This is a genomic window from Streptomyces sp. (assembly GCF_031178505.1).
Taxonomy (GTDB): domain Bacteria; phylum Actinomycetota; class Actinomycetes; order Streptomycetales; family Streptomycetaceae; genus Streptomyces; species Streptomyces gulbargensis.
Window position 1 is genome coordinate 1 of record NZ_JAPSIW010000701.1, and the last position, 3,657, is coordinate 3,657.

A 3,657-nucleotide genomic window follows, 5' to 3' on the forward strand; every position below is an offset into this window, starting at 1 on the left:
CCGAACAGCGCAGTCTGCTCGGGCCGGGGCACCCCGCCGTACTGGACACCCGCTACGAGATCGCCGTCCTGCTGGTCCGCACCGGGGAGCGGCACGCCGCCGAGGAGCTGTTGCGTCGCCTCGCCGACGAAGAGGACCGCGTCCTGCCCGACAGGAACACCGGGCACGGGCGCAGCCGGGCCCTGCTGGAGCGGCTGCGCCGGATGGGCTGAGGCGGGGTCCTCAGCCGGATCTCTGTGATCTGTGTTCACAGTCAATGACTCGTGTTAGCCTGCGGTCACGTCGTTCCGGAGGGGAGACAGGAAACTGTCTACGGACGGCGGCGGAGAACAGCGAGGGGAACAGTGCCCATGACGTCAGCAGCTCAGCGCGAGACCGAGCGGACCGGGGCGGAGGCGCTCCCCGAAGAGGGCAACCTCGTCGAGGTGCGCGGTCAGTCCTGGGTGGTCGCCCGCGTCGAGCCGTCCCCACCGGCCCCTGACGGCCGCGGGAACCGCCGCCCCGCGACCCTGGTCCACCTCCAGTCCGTCGCCGACGGCCGCTTCGGCGACACCCTCTCCGTGATCTGGGAGGTCGAGCCCGGCCGCCGCGTGCTGCCCGCCGGCTCCCTCCCCGACGCCTCCACCGGCACCTACGACTCCCCGAACCGCCTCGCCGCGTTCCTCGACGCCGTACGCTGGTCCGCCGTGGCCTCCGCGGACGCCAGGACCCTCCAGGCCCCCTTCCGCTCCGGCGTCGCCGTCGAGCCGTACCAGCTGGAGCCGGTCTCCCGCGCCGTCGGCGCGCCCCGCGTCAACCTGCTCCTCGCCGACGACGTCGGCCTCGGCAAGACCATCGAGGCCGGTCTCGTGGTGCAGGAGCTGATGCTGCGCGGCCGGGCCCGCCGCACCATGGTCGTCTGCCCGGCCGGCCTCACCCTCAAGTGGCGCGACGAGATGGCCGAGAAGTTCGGCCTGGAGTTCACCATCGTCGACTCCGAGCACTGCGCCCGTCTGCGCCGCACCCACGGCACGGCGGCGAACCCCTTCCGGGTCCACCCCCTCACGATCGTCTCCCTGCCCTGGCTGCGCGGCCAGAAGGCACAGCGTCTCCTCGACGAGGTCATCGGCGCCCCCGAGGAGAGCTCCGACGGTGAGTACAAGCGCTTCTTCGACCTCCTCGTCCTCGACGAGGCCCACCACGTCGCGCCGGCCGCGCCCAAGCAGGTGTACGCGGTCGACTCCCAGCAGACGAAGCTGATCCGGCGTCTCGTCCCGCACTTCGAGCACCGCCTCTTCCTCTCCGCCACCCCGCACAACGGCTACCCCGAGTCCTACACCGCCCTCCTCGAACTCATCGACGACCAGCGTTTCGCGCGCGGCGTCGACCCCGACAAGGACGCGCTCAAGGACACCGTCGTACGACGCCTGAAGTCGACGGTGACCAACGCGGACGGCACGCCCCGCTTCCGCACCCGCAAGACCCTCGAACTCCCCGTCGACTACACCCCGCTGGAGCGCGAGATCCACGGGTTGCTCGGCGAGTTCGCCGAGCTGCGCCGCAGGAAGCTGACGCCGAAGGCCCGAGGTGGACGCCGCGCCGCCGACCTGGTGACCCTGCTGCTGAAGAAGCGCCTCTTCTCCTCCCCGGCGGCCTTCCTGCACACCGTCCAGGTCTACCTGTCCCACCTGGAGGACACCGGCCCCGCCCGGGGCCGCTCCGCCGCCGCCGAAGTCCCCGAATGGCTGGAGGAGTTCGCCGACCTGGTCGCCGACCTCGACGACACCGGGCTGGTCGACGCCGAGGACGACGCGCTGACCCGCTCCACCTCGCTCACCCCGGCGGAGGACGGCCGGGAACTGGACCTGCTCCAGGAGATGGAGCGCTGGGCCCTCACGCACGAGGCGGCACCCGACTCCAAGGCGGAGGCGCTGATCCGCGCGCTCAAGGCCGTCTGCCGCCCCGACGGCAAGCGGTGGACCAACGAACGCGTCGTGGTGTTCACCGAGTACCGCGACACCCAGGAGTGGCTGTACGACCTCCTCCAGCAGGAGGAACTCACCGACGGCGGCCGTGTCGAGCGCCTGCACGGCGGCCTGTCGGCGGAGGAGCGCGAGCGCATCCGCCTCGGCTTCCAGACCGACCCGTCCCGCGCGGAGGGCACGGTCCGCATCCTCCTGGCCACCGACGCCGCCGGCGAGGGCATCGACCTCCAGAACCACTGCCACCGCCTGATCAACTACGACATCCCCTTCAACCCCAACAAGCTCGAACAGCGCATCGGCCGCATCGACCGCTGGGGCCAGAGGCACGACCCCGAGGTAACCCACTTCATCGGCTCCGGCTGGCAGCAGGCCCAGGCCGGCTCCTACGAGGCCGACCTGGAGTTCCTCTCCCGCGTGGCCAAGAAGGTCGCGCGCATGGAGCACGACCTCGGTTCCGTCAACGCCGTCCTCGCCGACGCCGTACAGCGCCGCATGACGGGCGACACCGCACCCGTCGATATCGAGAACGCCAGACCCAAGCCGATCAAGGGCCGCCGCACCGGCGGCGAGGTGGCGCCGGAGCAGAACGTCACCGCGCAGACGAAGCGGCTCGCCGACCAGTACGACGAGACGGTGACCGCGCTGGGGCTGACCCCGGCGAACGTCAAGCGGGTCGTCGACACGGCCCTGGCCCTGGACAACCAGCCGCCGCTTTTGCCCTCCACCTTCCGGGCCGAGGACTTCGAGCCGGGCGACCTGTTCGAGGTCCAGCCCCTGTCGGGCAGCTGGGAGCGGGCGACCCGCGGCCTCGCGCACAAGCTCCGCGAGGGCGAGCAGCGCCCGCTCACCTTCTCCCCGTCGGTGGCCGCGCGGGCCAAGGACGACGTGGTCCTCGCCCACCTCAAGCACCCGCTGGTGGCCCTCTCGACGCGTCTGCTGACGGCAGCCGTGTGGAACGCGGACTCGATCGGCCTCAGCCGCGTCACGGCGGTGCTCTCCGACGACCCGGCGGTGACGACGACCCTGGTCTCCGCGTACGCGCGCTACGTCCTCGTCGGCACCGACGGCACCCGTCTGCACGAGGAGGTCCTGTACGCGGGCGGCTGGTTCGGCGACACGGGCCGCTTCCGCCGCTGGGAGTCCGTGGGCGAGCAGGGCAGGGTCCTGTCCCAGGCGCTCACCGAGGGCGTCGAGGCGGCCCCGCACCTCCGCAAGGAGCTGACGCAGGCCTGGCCGAGGCTCCGCGACCCCCTCTACCGCTCCCTGGAGGCCCGGGCCGGTGAACTCGGCCGCCAGCTGGAGAGCAGGCTCGCCGACCGCCGGGCGGAGGAGGAACGCCGCATCACGGCCACCCTGGACCGCTTCGAGGCCACCCTGCGCGCCAAGCTCAAGGAGGAGGGCGAGGGGGAGGGCGAGCAGCTGGCCCTGCTGTCGACCCACGAGCTGACCGGCCACGAACGCCGCCAGTTCGAGGACGACCGCCGCCGCTGGCAGGAACGCCTCGACGGCCTCCCCGCCGAACGCGAACGCGAACTCGCCGCCATCGCCGCCCGCTACCGCGAGCCTCGCTCCCACCTCTTCCCCGCCGCCGTCGTCTTCGTGATCCCCGCAAAGGAAGCCCGCCGATGAGCCCCCGCCGCCCCATGAGCCGTGGAGTCGCCGCCGCCAAGGCCCAGGCCGCCGACGGCCGCCG

General features: G+C 72.2%; 1 protein-coding gene and 1 pseudogene. Both read left to right on the top strand.

Translation table 11 applies throughout. From position 1 onward, the window contains the following. Positions 1-212, top strand: a pseudogene (locus RIF68_RS30750) (serine/threonine protein kinase); the annotation flags it as partial. Between the two features lie 138 nt (positions 213-350). Beyond that, positions 351-3,593: a DISARM system SNF2-like helicase DrmD gene (drmD, locus tag RIF68_RS30755; RefSeq protein WP_309054549.1), complete on the top strand. Its 3,243-nt coding sequence runs from the start codon at positions 351-353 to the stop codon at positions 3,591-3,593. The last annotated feature ends 64 nt before the right edge of the window (positions 3,594-3,657 follow it).

What these genes read in the sequence shown, in the direction of transcription:
- drmD (WP_309054549.1), top strand. Translation starts at nt 351, where the DNA reads ATGACGTCAGCAGCTCAGCGCGAGACCGAGCGGACCGGGGCGGAGGCG.